The organism is Microbispora sp. NPDC004025, from assembly GCF_053604425.1.
In genome coordinates, this window is record NZ_JBSGHN010000048.1 from 1 (window position 1) to 1,384 (window position 1,384).

General features: G+C 68.2%; 2 protein-coding genes. Both read left to right on the forward strand.

Annotated features, from left to right (window positions below; genetic code table 11):
- A partial coding sequence (locus ACWEQG_RS39035; RefSeq protein ID WP_452292695.1) for a hypothetical protein occupies window positions 1-180 on the forward strand: 180 nt, incomplete at its 5' end.
- Window positions 173-1,177: an ABC transporter permease gene (locus ACWEQG_RS39040; RefSeq protein WP_452292697.1), complete on the forward strand. Its 1,005-nt coding sequence runs from the start codon at window positions 173-175 to the stop codon at window positions 1,175-1,177. The genes ACWEQG_RS39035 and ACWEQG_RS39040, both read left to right, overlap by 8 nt.
- The last annotated feature ends 207 nt before the right edge of the window (window positions 1,178-1,384 follow it).

Consider the following 1,384-nt stretch of genomic DNA (forward strand, 5'->3'; position numbering starts at 1 on the left):
GTTCGTGAGGGCCGGATCGTCCATGAGGCGCCGGCCGAGGACCTGGACGAGCACCGGGTGCTCGACCTGGTGATGGTCTCCCAGGAAACCCCCGATACAGGGCCGGAGTCCGGGACCGAGTCCGCCGGGTCCGGGTCCGATGAAGCAGAAACATCCTCTGAAGGAGCGTTCCATGACTGAGGTCGATCAGGCCGCGCCGGCCGGGCGCGTGAAGGCGGCGGGGCCGGGTGGCCTCAGCCGGCTTGGTGAGGTCCGGCATCTGGGGCTGGTCGTCGCACTCGTGCTGCTGGCGATCGTGGGTGTGGTGACCCGGCCGGAGAACTTCGCCACCTCCTCCAACCTGGTCAGCATTCTGGCGCTGGCCTCGACCATCGGTGTGATCACGGTCGGGATGACCTTTGTGATCATCGGTGGCGGCATCGACCTGTCGGTCGGCGCGTTGATGGCGCTGGCGTCGGTGTGGGCGACCACGCTGGCGACCCAGGCGTACGGGCCGGTCGTGATGATCGTGTGCGCGGTGCTGGTCGGCACCGGTGCGGGAGTGCTCAACGGCATCCTGGTCACCTACGGGCGGATGGTGCCGTTCATCGCGACGCTGGCGATGCTGGTGGCCGCGCGTGGTCTGGCGCAGCGGATGTCCAACCAGCGCACCCAGCTGGTGCAGGCCGACAACTCGATGATCGTGGACTTGTCGACCACCCGGGTGCTCGGGCTGCCGCTGCTGGTGTACGTGTTCGCGCTGGTGGTGCTGATCGGCTGGATCGTGCTGAACCGCACGACCTTCGGCCGTCGCACCTACGCCGTGGGCGGTAACCCCGAGGCGGCGCGTCTGGCCGGTATCGACGTCCGCAAGCACACTGTGCTTCTGTACGCGCTGTCGGGTCTGTGCTGTGGGATCGCCGCGGTGCTGATCATGGCGCGGACCACCACCGGGTCGTCCACTCACGGCGACCTGTACGAGCTGGACGCGATCGCCGCCGTGATCATCGGCGGGACGCTGCTCACCGGCGGCCGGGGCACGATCATCGGTTCGATCCTCGGTCTGCTGATCTTCACGGTGATCACCAACCTGTTCATCCTCAACGGCCTGAACACCGCCGACCAGCTGGTCGCCAAGGGCCTGATCATCGTCGTCGCCGTGCTCCTGCAGCGGCGCAGCCTCAAAACGCATACCTGACCTCACAAGTAACGATCACCCCGAATCCCCAAGGGAGAAACACATATGAGCAAGAACGTCGGCCGCCGCGGTTTCCTGGTCAGCGGAGCCGTCCTCGGCGCGGGTGCCCTCGTCACGGCCTGCACGAGCAACGAGCCGGCCGCGCAGGCGAGCGCGCCGGCCGCCGCTCCCGCGGCCGCGGCCACGGGCGGCAACGACGCCCCCGGC

Coding starts and splice junctions, on each gene's coding strand:
- ACWEQG_RS39040 (WP_452292697.1), top strand. CDS start 173: ATGACTGAGGTCGATCAGGCCGCGCCGGCCGGGCGCGTGAAGGCGGCG.